Here is a 16,794-nt window from a genome sequence, read left to right as displayed (position 1 = left end):
GCTCAGTTCATTCCGGCAGTGCGGACCATTCGGTCCTCAGTTCTTCGACTGGTAGTTCGACAGATTGTCCGGCGTCACGAGTTCGAACGGAACATAGACCTTGCTTTCGACCTTTTCGCCCTTCGAAAGCTTCAGCGCGGCGTCGACCGCTCCCTGGCCCTGCCCGGCCGCATTCTGGAACACCGTGACGTCGAGATCGCCGGCACCCATGGCCGCCAGTGCGTCCTGCGTCGCGTCGACACCCGCGACGACGACGCTGTCCATCGAACGGCCCGCGGCCTTGAGCGCCTGGATCGCCCCGATGGCCATCTCGTCATTGTTGGACACGACCGCATCGAACTCGATGCCGGCGGACAGCCAGTTGGTCATGAGATCGACGCCCTGCGTGCGCTGCCAGTTCGCGGTCTGCTCTTCGACGATGGTCAGGCCCTTGCACTCGTCCGTGGCGATGACATCGTGCACATCCTGTGTGCGCTGGCGGGCCGCCTGGTTCGACAATTCGCCCATCATGACGACAAGCTTGCCCTGCCCCTTGAGCAGGCGGCAGACTTCCTTGGTCTGAAGCGTGCCGGACTCGACCTCGTTGGAAGCGACGAAAGCCTGTTTCTCCGGCAGTTCATTGACATTGGCAGGCTCGCGATTGACGTAAACCAGCGGAATGCCCGCCTCGGCGGCGATCTTCGACATGGCCGCCGTTGCATCGGTATCGACCGCGTTGACGATGATCGCGTCGACCTTCGAAGCGATGAAATTCTGTATCTGGCTCTGCTGCTTGGCGACGTCGTTCTGCGCGTCCTCGACCTGCAGCGTCACGCCGTCCAGCGTCTTGGCATATTCCTGCATGCCATTGCGCAGGACCGTGAGGAAATTGTCATCGAACTGCGCCATGCTGACGCCGATATTGGCCGCCATCGCCGACCCTGACATAAGGGCCGAAACCGCGATCCCCAAAAGAAGCTTTTTCATTGTTGTTCCTCCACATGGTGCCCGGCCACACCTTTTATCCGGTTGCAGCTCTCATCCACCCCGCGGCCCATTCTCCTGCCCAAGCCCCGAGGTCGAATGGAAGACCGTCGGAGCGGCCTTCCTCGAAGCTGCTCAATACGGAATATCCAGACCATATCGACCAGCTACTGAAATATTTATTCCATTTTATGATGAGAGCGTCAAGCCGGATTTCGTCTTCGGCTCGCGCCTGTGGCGGGCGGAGTGACCGCGGACCTGTTCAACTGGAGATGCCGGAGACTACATTATTGCCGCGCCACGCATGGTGGTGCGGACAGGAGCCATCAGCGCCGTTCGCCTGCAGGCAGGGCAGCCGTCTCAGGCTTCGACTTCGACGTTGCCGAGCGGCTTGGAACAACAGGCGAGAATGTAGCCTTCCTCGATTTCCTCATCGAGGATACCGCCATTGTGATCCATCGCGACCTCGCCGGAGAGCTTCAGGATCCTGCAGGTGCCGCAGAGGCCGGATTCACAGGCCGCGGCAATACGGATACCGGCCCCGCGCGCGGCCTTGAGGATCGTTTCGCCGGCGGCGCAAGGCACTTCCTTGCCGGACATGGAAAACGTCACCATGGATGTCGCAGCCGGCTGCTCCCCGGGTTCCAGATCGTCCATGAGCGGCAACACCGGCTCCGCGGCGGGCCCGAAGCTCTCCTGGTGGTAGTGCGCCATGTCGAAGCCGGAGGCTTCGAGCATTTCCCGCACATCGCGCATGAAGCCCTCGGGCCCGCAGCAGAAGATGACGCGATCCTTGAAATCAGGGGCCAGCAGCGGGAGTTTCGGAGCCTCGAGGCGGCCTCTGATCCCCGTCCATAATTGCCCCATCTCATGTTCCTTGATCAGGAACGATACTTTCAGATTGGGCATTGAGCTCGTCAGATATTCCAGTTCTCGCCGGAAGATTATATCGCTCGGGCGGCGCGCGCAGGCAACGAAGCTGACATCGCTCTGCGGCGCGCAATCCTGCAGCCACCGCGTCATGGACATCATGGGGGTGACACCCGAGCCCGCGGAGATGAAGAGATATTTGTCGCCCGGATACCTGGCGATCGAAAAATCCCCCAGCGGCCCGAAAGCCTTCAGCCGCATTCCCGGCAGGAGGTTGTCCAGCATCCACCGGGCGCCGATGCTTCCCTCCTGCGCCTTCACCGTCACGGCGAACGTGAACGGACGCGAGGGGCTGGACGAAAGCGTGAAGGTCCGCAGGATGGATTCGGGCTGCGTCCCGAGTTCGAAGGTCATGAACTGGCCCGGCTCATACCGGAACCAGTTCTGATTGTCGGAGCGAAAGGTGAAGGTCTTGACGTTGGGCGCTTCCTCGACGACCGACAGGCACTCCAGGAGGTGCAGCCTGTCGCTCCACGGCTGCATCTGGTCGAGATGTTTGTAACCGTGGCCCTGGGGAACGCCCATGTTCATCATGCCACCCTGCTGAGCTTCGCGTCGCCGCCGAGACGGCTTTCCATCATGTTGCCGTACCATTCGAGGAATTGCAGGACGCCACCCTCATGCTCGGGCGAATAGGGTCCCGGCTCGTAGGCAGGCGAGCGAATGCCGAATGCATTCTCCTCGACGATCCTGCGATCCTGGTCGTTGGTCTCGAGCCAGACATGGGTGAGCTCGTCGATCGTATAATCGACGCCTTCGACCGCATCCTTGTGCACCAGCCACTTCGTCGTCACCTGCGTCTCGTTCGGACCGAGCGGCAATACCCGGAACGAGATGGCATGATCGGCGAGAATGTGGTTCCAGGTACCGGGATAATGATAGAGCAGCAGCGAGCCGATCCGGCGCGCATTGACATCGTCGCTCAACTGGCGGCCGACGGCGCGCCTGCCCGACAGCGTATAGCTTTCCGCCTCGCCCAGCAGCGGCACCCGCGTTGCGCGGTATTGGCCATTGTCGGAAATGCGGAATATGCTCGGCAGGCCCTCGGATTCGCACTTGTCCCAGTGGGCGACGATCTCCGGATCGCTCTTCGATCCCTGAATGCCGGTTGCGCTCGGCGCTTCGGGGAACGTCTTGCACAATTCAGGATGGTTGCCTGCGCAGTGATAGCACTCGCGGTTGTTCTCCCATACCAGCTTCCAATTGCCCTTCTCGACAATCGTGCTCTGATAGGCGATCTTCGTTTCCGTCAGGCGGTGCGGGGCCAGATACGGCTCTAGCAGCGCGCGTGCAGGCGCAAAATCCGGCGCCACCTGGGCAAGGCAGATGAAGACATATCCGCCGACGCTCTCGCAATGCACCGGCTTCAGGCTGAACTGGCTCGCATCGAAATCATCGCCCATCTGCCGCGCGAACAGCAGCCGGCCGTCGAGTTCATAGGTCCATTGATGGTAGGGGCATACGAGCTTGGCCGAGCTTCCGCGCTCGCCCGCGCAAATGCGCGAACCGCGATGGCGGCAGGAATTGTGGAATGCCCGAATGTTCTTCTCCCGGTCGCGCACGATGACGATGGGATAGTCGCCGACCTGCACGGTGAAGTAGTTGCCGGGGCGCGCCACCTCGCAATCATGGCCCACGAACAGCCAGTCGCGGTAGAAGATCGTCTCCATGTCCAGCCGGAAATAATCCGGATCGGAATAGAAGGGCTGCTCCAGCCCGTAGCCCTGTTTGCGCTGCCTGAGGCTTCTCAGGAGTTCCGCTTGAATATCCATGTCGTGTCCTCGCCTGCCAATATTGCGAAAGAACTGACTGGTGGTGATGGAGAAGATGCCTGCACGGGCATACCGGGCATTATCATACTCCTTGATCGCCCACCGCGATCAGTCGGTTTATGGCCTGGGGCTGGTTTCCGGGCTCTGGAGCTCCCTCGCAGGACGCCGCGACGCCTTCCCGGGAATTCCCCAGTGGCTCTTTTGCCGCGTTTTACTCCACCACCGTTGCGGGGGCAGCGCCGGGTTCAGACCGGCTTCCCAATTCTCCGCTCCCCTAGAAGCGGCACCTCAAGCAGCTCCATATGAGCACTAGGCAAGGTAAAAGGATAGGTGCGGAAACGACATGGCATTTACGCAAGACGACACGGCCCGCCTCATGGCCGGCCGTGCCGCAGATACTCGGTTTTCGCAGGTGCTAGCCGCGATATCGATATTGCTCGATGGACTGGGGCTTCATCTCGATGGAGAAGCCGGGAAGCGAGGGCGGCATATAGGCCGCATCGCGTATGACGCATGGATCGACGAAATGCTCGTGCAGATGGTCGACATACTCGATCACCCTGCCCTCCTTGGTGCCGGAGACGGCGACATAATCGAGCATCGACAGATGCTGGACATATTCGCAAAGGCCGACGCCGCCCGCATGGGGCCAGACCGGAAGTTGATACTTGGCCGCGATCAGCAGGACGGCGAGCACCTCGTTGAGGCCGCCCATGCGGCATGAATCGATCTGCACCACGTCGATCGCGCCTTCGGCGATGAACTGCTTGAACATGATGCGGTTCTGGCACATCTCGCCGGTCGCCACCTTGACCGGATGGATCGCCTCGCGGATCTTCCTGTGGCCGGCAACATCGTCCGGGCTCGTCGGCTCTTCGATGAAGAACGGCTTCACGAAGGAAAGCTTCTTCACCCAGTCGATGGCTTCGCCCACTTCCCACACCTGGTTGGCGTCGATCATCAGGATGCGGTCCGGTCCGATGACTTCGCGCGCGATCGTAAGACGGCGGATGTCGTCCTCCAGATCGCGTCCGACCTTCATCTTCACATGATTGAAGCCCGCATCCACCGCTTCCTGGCACAGGCGGCGCAGCTTCTCGTCGGAATAGCCGAGCCAGCCGGCGGATGTCGTATAGCAGGGATAGCCTTCGCGCTTCAGCGTTTCGATGCGTTCCGCCTTGCCCTGCTCTGCCTTGCGCAGAATTTCCAAAGCCTCGTCCCGCGTCAGCACGTCGGTCAGGTAGCGGAAATCGACGATATCGACGATCTCCTCGGCGGTCATCTCGCCGACGAGCTGCCAGACCGGCTTGCCGGCCTGCTTGGCCAGCAGATCCCAGACGGCATTGACGACGGCCCCGGTGGCAAGATGCATCGCCCCCTTGTCCGGCCCGATCCAGCGCAATTGACTGTCGCCGGTGATGAAACGCCAGAACCGCCCCGGGTTCTCCTTCACCCAGGCAAGATCGAGGCCGATGACAAGATGTTTTATCGCTTCGATGGCAAGGCAGCAGATTTCATTGCCGCGCCCGATGGTGAAGGTCAGGCCGTGTCCCGAGAGGCCGTCAGTATCCGTATCAAGCACCACATAGGCTGCGGAATAGTCCGGATCGGGGTTCATCGCATCCGATCCGTCCAGGCTTTGGGAGGTTGGAAAACGGATATCGAATACGCGAAGGTCGGTAATGCGGGTCATGTTCTTTCCTCAGACGGTCCAGCCGCCGTCGATATTGTAGGCCTGGCCGGTCGTATAGGTTGCGCCGGCCAGGTAGACGGCGAGGTCGGCAATCTCTTCGGGCATGCCGAGCCGCCCCATCGGCTGGCGGGCGATGAACGCCGCGCGTGTCGCCTCATAGTCGCCACCCGCGCGCATGCGCTGCTCCAGCGACGGGCTTTCGACCGTGCCGGGGCAGATGGCGTTGCAGCGTATGCCTTGCGTGATGAAATCCGCCGCTACCGACTTGGTGAGGCCGAGAACCGCCGCCTTGGTGACCCCATAGGCGAAGCGGTTGCCAACGCCCTTCACGCTGCTGGCGACGGAAGACATGTTGATGATGGCCCCGTCCTTGCGCTCGATCATGCCCGGCAACACGGCCTTGATGGTGCGGATCATCGCCCGCACATTGAGGTCCAGCGCGAATTCCAGATCGGCATCCGGCATTTCGAGAATGGTGCCGCCATGGACGAAGCCGGCGCAATTGAACAGGACATCGACCTGTCCGATCTCGCCGACGACCCGCGTGACCTCGTCGCCATTGAGCACATCGAGCTTGCGCGGCTTGATATTGTCCTGCTTCGGCAGAGCATCGAGCAGGCCCTGGTTGATATCGGTCGCGTGCACGATTGCCCCGGCTGCGGCGAAAGCCAGCACCGAAGCCCGCCCGATACCCTGCCCTGCCGCTGTTATCAGCACGCGCTTGCCTTCAAGTTTCGAAATCATATCCATTCTCCATTGGGCCCGCGGCGCAGGCCTGGTGATCAAATCGCTCGCTACGATATTATCAGCTTATCTCAGTTGTGAACTCTTCCACGCTTCGCTGCTTCACGGCATCCCAGTCCCAGTCGATGCCGATGCCGGGTTCGGCGGGCGCCAGCGCATATCCATCCTCGATGCGCATCTGCGTGTGGGTAAGGTCGTCGAGCTGCGGAATATACTCGACATATTTGCCATTCTGCACGGCGCAGGTCAGGCTGACATGCAATTCCATCAGAAAATGCGGGCAGACGGGAATATTGAATGCCTCGGCGGCATGCGCGACCTTCAGCCATGGCGTGATGCCACCGATGCGCCCGACATCCACCTGCACGATGGAACAGGCGCCGCGCTGCATGTATTCGCGGAAATGCCTGATCGAATAGAGCGATTCGCCAATGGCGACCGGCGTCTGCGTCGCTGCCGAAAGCCGGACGTGGCCGTCGATATCGTCGGCCGCGAGCGGCTCCTCCAGCCAGGCGAGATCGATATCGCCGAGGACGCGCGACCGCCGGATGGCCTCGTCGAGCGAAAATCCCTGGTTGGCATCGGTCATTATCTCGAATCCGCCGCCGACAGCGTCGCGAACGGCCGAAAGCCGATCGAGATCCTCCGAACCGTGCGGCCGCCCGATCTTCACCTTGGCGCCCTTGAAGCCCTTGGCCTTGGCGGCCAACGCGTCATCCACCAGAGCCTGCTTCTCGATATGGAGCCAACCGCCTTCGGTCGTGTAGAGCGGACAGCGGTCCTTGGCGCCGCCGGCAAGCTTCCACAATGGCAGGCCGACCTTCTTTGCCCGCAGGTCCCACAGAGCGACGTCGACGGCCGCCAGCGCTATCGCCGTGATCGCGCCGATCGTCGTCGCATGGGTGGCGAATTCGAGTTCACGCCAGATGCCCTCGATCTGGTCGGCATCCTTGCCCAGCAGCCTCGGGACCAGATGATCCGACAGAAGCCGCATCACGGACGAACCGCCGGTGCCGATCGTATAGCTGTAGCCGGTGCCGGTAGCGCCATCACTGTCGGTAATCGTGACAATGGGCGTTTCCTGGCTGACAAAGCTCTGTATGGCATCCGTTCGGCGAACTTTCGGCGGCAGATCCACCATGCGAAGTTCAACCCGTTCAATTTTTGCCACAGTGACCTCCCGGCGGCGTTTCGGCCTTGCTAATTCAGTGATCTTGTACCCATATATGGGAAGATCATTCATATACAAACATTTATGATGGCGGCGGTCAAGTTGCCGCCGGGCCTTTCGCACAGTGATGCACTTCGTATATGGCTAGAGTCAGCGAATCCGGGATCAGCCGATGACAGATGAAGACGACAGCGACCGCTACAGGGCACCAGCGCTCGATAAGGGGTTGGATATATTGGAACTATTGGCAGGGATCGATGGCGGCGTCACCCAGGCGGAAATTGCCAAGCGGCTCGGCCGCAGCCCCAACGAATTCTACAGGATGCTCGACCGGCTGGTCCGCCGCGGCTATGTGACGAGGCTGGAAGGCGATCGCTATTCGCTGACGCTCAAACTCTTCGGCCTGGCGCAGCTGCATGCGCCCGTGCGGCGGCTGGCGGCCTATGCGGCGCCCTTCATGCGGGAGCTTGCCGTGACGTCGAAGCAGGCCAATCATCTTTGCGTCTTCGATCGGGGCGCAGTGGTCGTCGTCGCGCAGCAGGAAGCGCCGGAATATTGGGGCATCTCGATAAGGGTCGGTTCACATATGAGCCTGTTCAATACCGGCTCCGGCCATGTGCTTCTGGCGTTCCGTTCCGACAAGGAACGCGAGCTGATGATCGCCGAATATGAGCATCATCTCGATGACAGGCTGGTGCTTGACGATCATCAGGACAGGCTGGAACGCATCCGCGAGCACGGCTACGAGATCATGCCCAGCGCGCAGACTGCCGGTGTGTTCAACGTCTCGGCGCCCGTCCTCGGCCCTGACGGCCGCGCCATAGCGGCGCTGACATGCCCCTATATCTCGGTCCTCAACGTGCCGGATGCGCCGGATGTCGAGGCTGTGGGACGAATGGTCGTTGCGACCGCAGGAAAGCTTTCGGAACTGTCCGGCGCGGACATCCGCCAGAACTGAACGAGGAGGAGCCATGCCCGCTGCACCAATCATCGACACCCACCTCCATCTGATCGATCAGGGGGCCCTGAACTATCCCTGGCTGGCGGAGGCCGGCTCGCTCAACCGCAGCTTTCTCTATAACGAATATGCCCGGCAGGCGCATCGGGCCGGCATCGGCGCTGCCCTGCATATGGAGGTGGATGTCGCACCTTCCGATATCGAGGCCGAAACAGCCTTCATCAAAGGTCTTTCGCGGCAGGACGGCAGCCTCATCCGGGGCGCCATTTCCTCCTGCCGCCCTGAAAGCCAGGATTTTGCCGCCTTCCTCGAGCGGCAGTCGGGCAACCATTTCATCAAGGGGTTTCGCCGCGTCCTGCATGTCATGCCTGACGAACTTTCCGAGAGCGGCCTGTTCCGCGACAATCTTCGGCGGTTGACCGGCACCGGGCTGACATTCGACCTTTGTGTATTGCCGCGGCAAATGGAAAGGGCGATCGCGCTGGTCGATCTCGCGCCCGAGGTGCAGTTCATCCTTGACCATTGCGGCGTGCCGGATATCAAGGGCGAGGATTTCGACGGATGGAGTAAAAATCTCGCCGAGATCGCCCGCAGGCCGAACGTGGTGGCCAAGATCTCCGGCGTCGTTGCCTATGCCGATGCCGATAGCTGGAGCGTGGCGACGCTCGAGCCCTATGTGCATCACGTCATTTCGAGTTTCGGCTTCGATCGGCTGGTCTGGGGTAGCGATTGGCCCGTCTGCACCCTCGGCGGCGGGCTTGCCACCTGGGTCGCCGCGACCCATGCGCTGCTTTCCGGATGCAGCGACAGCGAGAAAGCACGGCTGTTTTCCGAAAACGCCCGGCGCATCTGGAAGCTCTGATAGCGGCGATTGGGCTTGCCTCATCCCGGCGACCGCTTTACCTAGTAAAAAACAAAGGAGCATCGATGGCGGCGGAAGCGAGCGGACCAGACCTGATCAGCGTAGTGGTGCTTCTGGGCGCCGGCGTCGTGGCAGTCCCCATTTTCAAGCGCCTCGGGCTTGGATCGGTGCTCGGCTACCTGGCAGCGGGATTGGTCATCGGCCCGTTCGGGCTGCGGCTCTTTTCCGACCCCATGACGATCCTCCATGTCGCCGAGCTCGGCGTCGTCATGTTCCTGTTCATCATAGGACTGGAAATGCAGCCATCGCGTCTCTGGGGGATGCGCAAGGAGATTTTCGGCCTCGGCGCATTGCAGGTTGCGGGGTGCGCCCTCGTCCTCACGGCGATCGGCGTTGCCACGGGCTTTCCGGTCGCGACGTCCTTCGTCTCCGGCGCCGGCTTCGTCCTGACCTCCACCGCCATCGTCATGCAGATTCTCGAAGAGCGCGGCGACATGGCGAGCCCCGCCGGCCAGAAGATGGTTTCGATCCTCCTGTTCGAAGACCTTGCGATCGTACCGCTTCTTGCGCTGGTCGCCTTTCTCGCGCCCATCAGCACGGAGGAAGCCGGCGGACTGCGCTGGATGGATATTGGCATAGGGCTCGGCGCGGTCGCAGGGCTGATCATTGCCGGCCGCTACCTCCTCAACCCGCTTTTCAGCATTCTTGCCGTTTCGCGCGCCCGTGAAGTCATGACGGCCGCTGCGCTTCTCGTCGTATTGGGCGCAGCGTTGCTCATGCAGGTCAGCGGTCTTTCCATGGCCATGGGAGCGTTTCTCGCAGGCGTTCTTCTCTCAGAATCGACGTTCCGCCATCAGTTGGAAGCGGATATCGAGCCGTTTCGCGGAATTCTGCTCGGTCTTTTCTTTCTCGCGGTCGGCATGTCGCTCGATCTGGCGGTGGTCGCGGCCAATTGGCAGATGGTGATCTTCTATGTCATCGCGTTCATGCTGTTCAAGGCGGCCGCCATCTACGTGGTTGCCCGCCTGCTCAAGACACCGCATCGCGAATCCGTCGAAAGAGCCGTGATCATGGCGCAAGGCGGCGAATTCGCCTTCGTGCTTTACGCCACCGCGACCAATGTCGGCATATTGGATGGGCAGGAAAATGCGATCCTGACCGCCATCATCATCATTTCCATGGTCCTTACCCCATTGGCAATCATCGCCATGCGTGCGTTCCTGGGCACGCAGAAACAGTCGCTCGACGGCGTCGATGTGGCCGAGAACCTCTCGGGGCGCGTCCTCGTCATCGGTTTCGGCCGGTTCGGGCAGATTGCCAGCCAACCGCTGCTTCTGCGCGGAGTCGATGTCTCGATCATCGACAATGACGTCGAGATGATACAGGCGGCGGCGCAATTCGGCTTCAAGGTCTATTATGGTGACGGCACACGCCTCGACATACTGCACGCCGCTGGCGCAGGGCGCGCGCAGGCGGTGCTTGTCTGCGTGGACAAGCCGGAAACGATCCTGACCGTCGTGCGGCTGATCAAGTCGGAATTCCCCTTGCTGCAGATCTATGCGCGGTCCTACGACCGCGGCAATACGCTCGAACTCATCAATGCCGGCGTCGAATACCAGGTTCGCGAGACCTTCGAATCGGCATTGACCTTTGGCGAAAGAACGCTGGTCGGTCTTGGCGTCGATCCTGACGAAGCCGCCGAGGTCATTGCCGATATTCGCAGGCGCGACGATGAACGCCTGGACCTGCAGCTGGCGGGCGGCATCTATGCGGGCGGGGATCTGATGAAGGGCAACGCCCCCGTCCCCGGCCCGCTGATCAAGCCGAAACAAACGGGGCGGGCGCTGAGCGAAGAGACGGCCAGCGTCTTGCCGCTCGCACTGGATACGGATCGATAGGAGCGGGCATGACGGACATGAACGATTCCGCCATCACGGAAATCACTGGGTTCTGGCGCGAAGCCGGCCCTGCGAAGTGGTTCGAGAAGGACGATGCGTTCGACGATGATTTCCGCTCCCGGTTCTTCGACCGGCATTTTGCCGCCGCACGCCGGGAATACGAGAACTGGGTGGAAACGCCGGAAGGCGCGCTGGCGCTGATGGTGCTGCTCGACCAATATCCGCGCAACGCCTTCCGCGGCACTGGACATATGTACGCCACCGATCATCTGGCACGCCACTACGCCCGGATCGCACTGGAGCGTGGCCATGACCTGACCCTGGAACAGGACGTGCGCGGATTTCTCTATCTGCCCTTCATGCACTCCGAAGACGTGGATGACCAGCGGCGCTGCGTCGAACTGTGCCGCGGCGGTTCGCCTTCGAACCTCGAATATGCGCATGATCACTATGATATCATCCAGCGCTTCGGGCGGTTTCCTCACCGCAACGCAATATTGGGGCGCCAGACGACGCCGGCAGAACAGGCTTTTCTCGACGAGGGCGGCTTCGCCGGCTGATCGCCCGTTGGCCTTTCTGGCCGCAGCCTCTTGAACCATGGGCACGAGACTGCCATTATATGTCGATCTGGCGCTGTAGCCTCATATATACACATTGCCAGCCAAACAGGGACGACTGACCGCGCATCGATGCCGGACGAACAATCTGAAGAACCGCCGAGTCCGGACTTGCGAAGCAAGCTGACCCCGCAACCGCGGCGTCAGCATGTCCACCGATCCACGTCTAAGTCACATTCCCTGCCGGTTGATGCCAGCGGCATGGTCCCGCTCGCCCATATGCCAGCGCCCCCTTTTCAAATTTCCCACAAGGACCCGTTTTTCCAATGGATCTGACTTTAGAGTGGCTTGCCGACCCCAATGCCTGGATTGGTCTCGCGACGCTTGTCGTGCTTGAGATCGTCCTTGGCATCGACAACCTCGTATTCATCGCCATTCTCGCCGACAAGCTTCCCCCGGATCAACGCAACCGCGCCCGCATCGTCGGCCTGTCGCTGGCATTGCTGATGCGGCTTCTGCTGCTTGCGTCGATTTCATGGGTGGTAACGCTGACGCAGCCGCTGTTCACGATTGCCGGTTTTGGCTTCTCCGGCCGCGACATCATCCTCATCCTCGGCGGCATATTCCTGCTGTTCAAGGGCACGATGGAGCTGCACGAGCGCCTCGAGGGCGATCTTTCGGCCAAGGAGACCAATGTCGTCCATGCCGTCTTCTGGCAGGTCATCGCCCAGATCGTCGTGCTCGATGCGATCTTCTCGCTCGACAGCGTGATCACGGCAGTCGGCATGGTGAAACATCTCGAAGTGATGATGATCGCAGTCGTCATCGCGGTCGGCGTCATGATGCTGGCGTCCAAGCCCCTGATGACCTTCGTCAACCGGCACCCCACGGTCGTCATCCTGTGTCTCGGCTTCCTGATGATGATCGGCTTCAGCCTCATCATCGAAGGCTTCGGCTTCCATATACCGAAGGGCTATCTCTACGCGGCGATCGGCTTCTCGGTGCTGATCGAGGCCGCCAATCAGGTCGGCCGCCATAATCGCGAGAAGCGCATCACGACGATGGATCTGCGAGACCGTACCGCCGGCGCGGTGCTGCGCCTCCTCGGCGGCGGCAGGAACGGCGAGACGCCCCACGCCGATACGCTCGACGTCATCGCCGAACATAGCGCGGCGGGCGATGTCTTCCATCCGGAAGAGAAGGAGATGATCCGCGGCGTGCTCGATCTGGTGGAACGGCCCGTGCGGTCGATCATGTCGCCGCGCAACGAAGTTGAATGGCTCGACCTCGACGAGTCCAATGAGGAGCTTCTGGCGGAAATCCGCACGCTTGCGCATAGCCGCGTGGTGCTTGCGCGTGGACGTGTCGAGGATTTCGTCGGCGTCGCCCTGACCAAGGACCTGCTCTTCGCCATTCTCGATGGCGGCAAGATCGACTGGGAGAAGGTCACCCGCCAGCCTCTCATCCTGCATGAGAACGCCAATGTCCTGCGTGTGATGGAGCAACTGCGCGGTTCATCGGTGCAAATGGGTATTGTTCTCGACGAGCATGGCTCCTTCGAAGGCGTGGTGACGCCGACGGACATTCTTGAAGCCATTGCCGGCGATTTCCCGGAAGAGGGCGAGGAAAGCCCTATCCTGGAACGCTCCGAGGACGGAAGCATGATCGTCGATGCCTATATCGATATTCGCCGCCTCGGCGGGCTTATCGACAGGGACCTCGTGGATGAAGGCGACCGATACACGACGCTTGCCGGTTATATCTTGTGGAATCTCGGCCACATACCGGTGCAAGGTGAGAAGCTGACGGTCGATGATTACGAGTATGAGATCGTCGAGATGGAAGGACGCAACATAGGCAAGGTCCGCATCACCTCGACGAACGCATCAGCCATGTTTATCTGACGGATGCGGCAACAGACAGGAACATTGTTCCTGACTGTTTTCGTTCTTGGCCCGGGTCCCTTCGCCGACCGGGCTGTCGCAGGCGAAGCCGTTGGCGCCTGCCTGCGACGGCGCACTCCCGGACGATGAAACTCGTATCAATGATGATGCCTTCCTGATGAGGTTTGCGAGCTGGCCCTGCATGTCATCCGGCCTTTCGCAGCCAGCTCGGGAATGGGTCCACCAGGTCTTGCCAGAGGTGCGGTGTGAAATCCGTGGCATCCACCAGGCATTCATCGAGTTCTGCCCGCAGTTGCGCCTCATCCATCGTATCGACCCCAATGAAGACAAGCTCCTGCCGCCTGTCGCCCCATACGGGATCGAGATATGGCCGCATGGCCGCATGCCATTCCGGCGCGTCAGGCCAACGGTTGCGGGCGATCGACGACCACCACACTCCCCTGCGTTCGGTGCGAACCAGCGCACCCGCCTGGCTCAGTTCACCGACATGGTCTGGCCGTGTCGCGAGCCAGAAAAAACCTTTCGAGCGGATGACACCCGGCCATTGACGGTTCATGAAACCGTGAAATTTCGCCGGGTCGAATGGACGCCGTTCCCGGTAGACGAAGGAACGGACGCCATATTCCTCGGTCTCGGGGACATGCTCGGCAAAACCGTGCAGTTCCTTGAACCATAATGGGTGCTGATGCGCCTTGTCGAAGTCGAACAGGTTCGTATCAAGCACTGCTTGCAGGGGTGCTCTCGCAAAGTCCGTCTCGATCAGCCGAGCATCGGGATTGAGCGCCCGGATGATCTTGCGGGCGGATGCGCGATCCTCGGGGCTGGCCGAAGACAGTTTGTTCAAGACCACCACGTCGGCGAACTCGATCTGATCGACCAGGAGGTCGATCAACGTCCTGTTATCGTCATCGCCGAGCGACTCTCCGCGGTCGCGCAGAAAGTCGCTCGAAGCATAATCCTTCAGGAGGTTGGCAGCGTCGACCACTGTCACCATGGCGTCGAGCCTGGCAATGTCGGAAAGGCTGTTGCCATCCTCATCCCTGAACTCGAACGTCGATGCAACGGGCAGCGGCTCCGATATGCCGGTCGATTCGATGATCAGATTGTCAAACCGGTCCTGGCTCGCGAGCTGCCTTACTTCCGCCAGCAGATCATCGCGCAAGGTGCAGCAGATGCAGCCATTGGTGAGCTCGACCAATTGCTCCTCGGTTCGAGAAAGGTTGGCGCCGCCATCGCGCAGCAGCGCCGCGTCTATATTCACCTCGCTCATATCATTGACGATCACGGCGACACGCCTGCCTTCGCGATTGTGCAGGATATGATTGAGCAGTGTCGTCTTTCCTGCGCCAAGGAAGCCTGACAGCACCGTCACGGGCAATTTTCGCTTGTACTCCATCATCCCAGCCCTCTTTCTCATATGTAATAACATTACATTCTTAGGCAAAAAGAGAGCGGAGTCCTGTCGGAACTCCGCTCGTCCTGCCTTGTCAGCTCTTGTCGACGATAGCCCGTTTGAAGGCCTCGGCATTGTGTTCCATCATCTCGATATAGGTGCCGGCACCCTCGCCCGGCTTGGACAATGCGTCCGAAAACAGCTCGTCGCCCATGGCGAGCCCGGTTTCCGACGCAATCTGCTCGATCAGGCGCGGATTGGTGATATTCTCCACGAAAATGGCCGATGCCTTGTCTTCCCGGACCTGTTCGATGAGCTTTGCGATATCTGCTGCCGAAGCTTCCGAATCCGTGGAAATGCCTTCAGGCGCCAGAAATTTCAGCCCATAGGCACGCTCGAAATAGCCGAAGGCATCATGCGAGGTGATGACCAGCCGCTTTTCCTGCGGGATGGCATTGATGGCCGCCTTTACATCCGCCTCGGTCGCTTCCAGCTGTTTGTCATAGACCGTTCCATTGGCTTTGTAGGTTTCGCAGCCTTCCGCATCCGCGGCGCAGAAGGCATCGACGATGTTCCTGACATAGATTCTCGCATTGGCGATCGATTGGAACGCGTGCGGATCATAGGCCCCGTGATCGTGGCCCGCATGCTCGTCCTTGTGCTCGGCATGCTCGCCTTCCGCATGGCCATGCTCATGCTCTTCCGCTTCGGACTTCAGCGGCTCGATCCCCTTGGTGAGTTCGATGATGGGCGCCTTTGTCGCGCTGGCCTCGACCAGACGCGGCAGAAACCCTTCGAAATGCAGGCCATTCACCAGGATCACATCGGCAGAGCTTAAAGCTGCCGCATCCGCAGGCCGGGGCTCATAGACATGGGCGTCGCCGTTCGGCCCCACGAGGGTGGTCAGTTCGATCCTGTCGCCACCGACATTCCTGGCGAAATCCGCGATGATCGAGAAACTTGCGACTACCTTCAGATTGTCCGCATGGGCGGCAGAATAGCCGCCAAGTAATGCTATAACGTTCAATAACGCGGCAAGTTTGATGGATTTTTTCATATCGAGCTTCCTTATGCAGGTCGTTAGGCAGTCTTGTGACGATGGGGGCGGATGCGGCTTCGAAGGACCCCGCCGGAGCCGGCGAGGAACGAGACGACATATGCCCCGCCGGCGGAGAGGATGATCGCCGGTCCTGAAGGAGCGGCAAAATGATAGGAGATGAGCAACCCGGCGATGCAGGAACAAATGCCGAGTGCGATGGCGAGAAGGCACATCGGGCCGACGCGCGTCGTCCAGAACCGCGCCGCGGCAGCCGGCAGCATCATCAGGCCGACCGCCAGCAATGTGCCCAGTGCCTGGAACCCGGCAACGAGATTGAGGACGACCAGAGCCAGGAAGATGAAGTGCACCGGCGTGCCGATACGGCTGACCGAACGCAGAAACAGGGGATCGAGACACTCGGCGACGAGTCCGCGCCAGAAGAACATTAATGTCACCACGCTCAACAGCGACACCGTGCCGATCAGCGTCAAGGCGTCATTGTTCAGCGCAAGCACCGAACCGAACAGAACGTGCATCAGATCGACGTTCGACCCTCGCAGCGAGACGATCATCACGCCAAGCGCCAGTGAAATCAGATAGAACGCCGCGAGTGAGGCATCCTCCTTCTGGATGGTGAAACGCGAGACCGCGCCTGCGCCGAGTGCGACGACGATGCCCGCTGCGAGACCGCCGAGCGTCATCGGCACGATCTGCAGGCCGTAAAGCAAGAAGCCGACTGCTGCGCCCGGAAGGATGGCGTGGGCCATGGCATCGCCTGTCAGGCTCATCCGCCTGAGCATCAGGAAGACGCCGACCGGACAGGAACCCAGCGCGAGCGCCAGCGATCCAAGCAGGGCACGCTGCATGAAGCTGTATCTGACGAAAGGCTCGATCAAGGTTTCATACATGA

14 protein-coding genes and 1 riboswitch are annotated in these 16,794 nt (G+C 60.6%); of the genes, 5 read left to right on the top strand and 9 right to left on the bottom strand.

Features of this window, described 5'->3' with window-relative positions:
- Positions 1–36: 36 nt before the first annotated feature.
- From M8997_RS00885 to M8997_RS00860, 6 genes are all read right to left on the bottom strand, one after another.
- On the bottom strand, positions 37–966 hold the full coding sequence (locus tag M8997_RS00885; RefSeq protein WP_250018502.1) for a sugar ABC transporter substrate-binding protein: 930 nt from the start codon (positions 964–966) through the stop codon (positions 37–39).
- A gap of 357 nt (positions 967–1,323) precedes the next feature.
- Positions 1,324–2,424 (bottom strand): hybrid-cluster NAD(P)-dependent oxidoreductase, encoded by a 1,101-nt coding sequence (locus M8997_RS00880; RefSeq protein WP_305884367.1) that lies wholly within the window; start codon positions 2,422–2,424, stop codon positions 1,324–1,326.
- Positions 2,424–3,665, bottom strand: a complete 1,242-nt coding sequence (locus tag M8997_RS00875; protein WP_250018501.1) for an aromatic ring-hydroxylating dioxygenase subunit alpha — start codon at positions 3,663–3,665, stop codon at positions 2,424–2,426. The genes M8997_RS00880 and M8997_RS00875 overlap by 1 nt, the downstream gene beginning before the upstream one ends.
- A 110-nt stretch (positions 3,666–3,775) precedes the next feature.
- A riboswitch (cobalamin riboswitch) is annotated at positions 3,776–3,971 on the bottom strand.
- A gap of 109 nt (positions 3,972–4,080) precedes the next feature.
- Positions 4,081–5,358 carry an L-fuconate dehydratase gene (locus tag M8997_RS00870; protein ID WP_250018500.1) on the bottom strand — a complete coding sequence of 426 codons (1,278 nt, stop codon included), beginning with the start codon at positions 5,356–5,358 and terminating at the stop codon, positions 4,081–4,083.
- Positions 5,359–5,367: 9 nt separating this feature from the next.
- Positions 5,368–6,102 (bottom strand): SDR family oxidoreductase, encoded by a 735-nt coding sequence (locus M8997_RS00865; protein ID WP_250018499.1) that lies wholly within the window; start codon positions 6,100–6,102, stop codon positions 5,368–5,370.
- Between the two features lie 61 nt (positions 6,103–6,163).
- Positions 6,164–7,273, bottom strand: coding sequence for a mandelate racemase/muconate lactonizing enzyme family protein (locus M8997_RS00860; protein WP_250018498.1), 1,110 nt, complete (start codon positions 7,271–7,273; stop codon positions 6,164–6,166).
- A gap of 172 nt (positions 7,274–7,445) precedes the next feature.
- Between M8997_RS00860 and M8997_RS00855 the strand changes: the two genes are divergently transcribed.
- The 5 genes from M8997_RS00855 (at position 7,446) to M8997_RS00835 (ending at position 13,452) form a co-directional block, all read left to right on the top strand.
- A complete protein-coding gene (locus M8997_RS00855; protein WP_250018497.1) occupies positions 7,446–8,231 on the top strand; it encodes an IclR family transcriptional regulator in 786 nt (261 codons plus the stop codon).
- A 13-nt stretch (positions 8,232–8,244) separates the two neighbouring features.
- The gene (locus M8997_RS00850; RefSeq protein WP_250018496.1) at positions 8,245–9,093 is read left to right on the top strand and encodes an amidohydrolase; all 849 of its coding nucleotides are present in this window, start codon (positions 8,245–8,247) and stop codon (positions 9,091–9,093) included.
- Positions 9,094–9,158: 65 nt separating this feature from the next.
- Positions 9,159–10,991: a monovalent cation:proton antiporter-2 (CPA2) family protein gene (locus M8997_RS00845; protein WP_250018495.1), complete on the top strand. Its 1,833-nt coding sequence runs from the start codon at positions 9,159–9,161 to the stop codon at positions 10,989–10,991.
- Positions 10,992–10,999: 8 nt separating this feature from the next.
- A complete protein-coding gene (locus M8997_RS00840; RefSeq protein ID WP_250018494.1) occupies positions 11,000–11,551 on the top strand; it encodes a DUF924 family protein in 552 nt (183 codons plus the stop codon).
- A gap of 323 nt (positions 11,552–11,874) precedes the next feature.
- Positions 11,875–13,452 carry a TerC family protein gene (locus M8997_RS00835; protein ID WP_250018493.1) on the top strand — a complete coding sequence of 526 codons (1,578 nt, stop codon included), beginning with the start codon at positions 11,875–11,877 and terminating at the stop codon, positions 13,450–13,452.
- A gap of 184 nt (positions 13,453–13,636) precedes the next feature.
- Here the strand turns inward: M8997_RS00835 and zigA are convergent, their stop codons facing one another.
- The 3 genes from zigA to aztB form a co-directional block, all read right to left on the bottom strand.
- Positions 13,637–14,848: a zinc metallochaperone GTPase ZigA gene (gene zigA, locus M8997_RS00830; RefSeq protein ID WP_250018569.1), complete on the bottom strand. Its 1,212-nt coding sequence runs from the start codon at positions 14,846–14,848 to the stop codon at positions 13,637–13,639.
- A gap of 91 nt (positions 14,849–14,939) precedes the next feature.
- Positions 14,940–15,902: a zinc ABC transporter substrate-binding protein AztC gene (aztC, locus tag M8997_RS00825; RefSeq protein WP_250018492.1), complete on the bottom strand. Its 963-nt coding sequence runs from the start codon at positions 15,900–15,902 to the stop codon at positions 14,940–14,942.
- A gap of 23 nt (positions 15,903–15,925) precedes the next feature.
- Positions 15,926–16,792, bottom strand: a complete 867-nt coding sequence (gene aztB / locus M8997_RS00820; RefSeq protein WP_250018491.1) for a zinc ABC transporter permease AztB — start codon at positions 16,790–16,792, stop codon at positions 15,926–15,928.
- Positions 16,793–16,794 lie beyond the last annotated feature (2 nt).

The sequence above is a fragment of the Phyllobacterium sp. 21LDTY02-6 genome (assembly GCF_023554255.2).
Classification (GTDB): Bacteria; Pseudomonadota; Alphaproteobacteria; order Rhizobiales; family Rhizobiaceae; genus Phyllobacterium.
This window is presented reverse-complemented; position numbering and strand designations above follow the sequence as displayed.

Bases quoted from the DNA above. Each gene is read 5' to 3' on its own strand.
- M8997_RS00875 (WP_250018501.1), bottom strand. From the start codon at position 3,665: ATGGATATTCAAGCGGAACTCCTGAGAAGCCTCAGGCAGCGCAAACAG.
- M8997_RS00840 (WP_250018494.1), top strand. From the start codon at position 11,000: ATGACGGACATGAACGATTCCGCCATCACGGAAATCACTGGGTTCTGG.
- aztC (WP_250018492.1), bottom strand. From the start codon at position 15,902: ATGAAAAAATCCATCAAACTTGCCGCGTTATTGAACGTTATAGCATTA.
- zigA (WP_250018569.1), bottom strand. From the start codon at position 14,848: ATGGAGTACAAGCGAAAATTGCCCGTGACGGTGCTGTCAGGCTTCCTT.
- M8997_RS00835 (WP_250018493.1), top strand. From the start codon at position 11,875: ATGGATCTGACTTTAGAGTGGCTTGCCGACCCCAATGCCTGGATTGGT.
- M8997_RS00855 (WP_250018497.1), top strand. From the start codon at position 7,446: ATGACAGATGAAGACGACAGCGACCGCTACAGGGCACCAGCGCTCGAT.
- M8997_RS00865 (WP_250018499.1), bottom strand. From the start codon at position 6,102: ATGATTTCGAAACTTGAAGGCAAGCGCGTGCTGATAACAGCGGCAGGG.
- aztB (WP_250018491.1), bottom strand. From the start codon at position 16,792: ATGTATGAAACCTTGATCGAGCCTTTCGTCAGATACAGCTTCATGCAG.
- M8997_RS00870 (WP_250018500.1), bottom strand. From the start codon at position 5,358: ATGACCCGCATTACCGACCTTCGCGTATTCGATATCCGTTTTCCAACC.
- M8997_RS00880 (WP_305884367.1), bottom strand. From the start codon at position 2,424: ATGAACATGGGCGTTCCCCAGGGCCACGGTTACAAACATCTCGACCAG.
- M8997_RS00850 (WP_250018496.1), top strand. From the start codon at position 8,245: ATGCCCGCTGCACCAATCATCGACACCCACCTCCATCTGATCGATCAG.
- M8997_RS00885 (WP_250018502.1), bottom strand. From the start codon at position 966: ATGAAAAAGCTTCTTTTGGGGATCGCGGTTTCGGCCCTTATGTCAGGG.
- M8997_RS00845 (WP_250018495.1), top strand. From the start codon at position 9,159: ATGGCGGCGGAAGCGAGCGGACCAGACCTGATCAGCGTAGTGGTGCTT.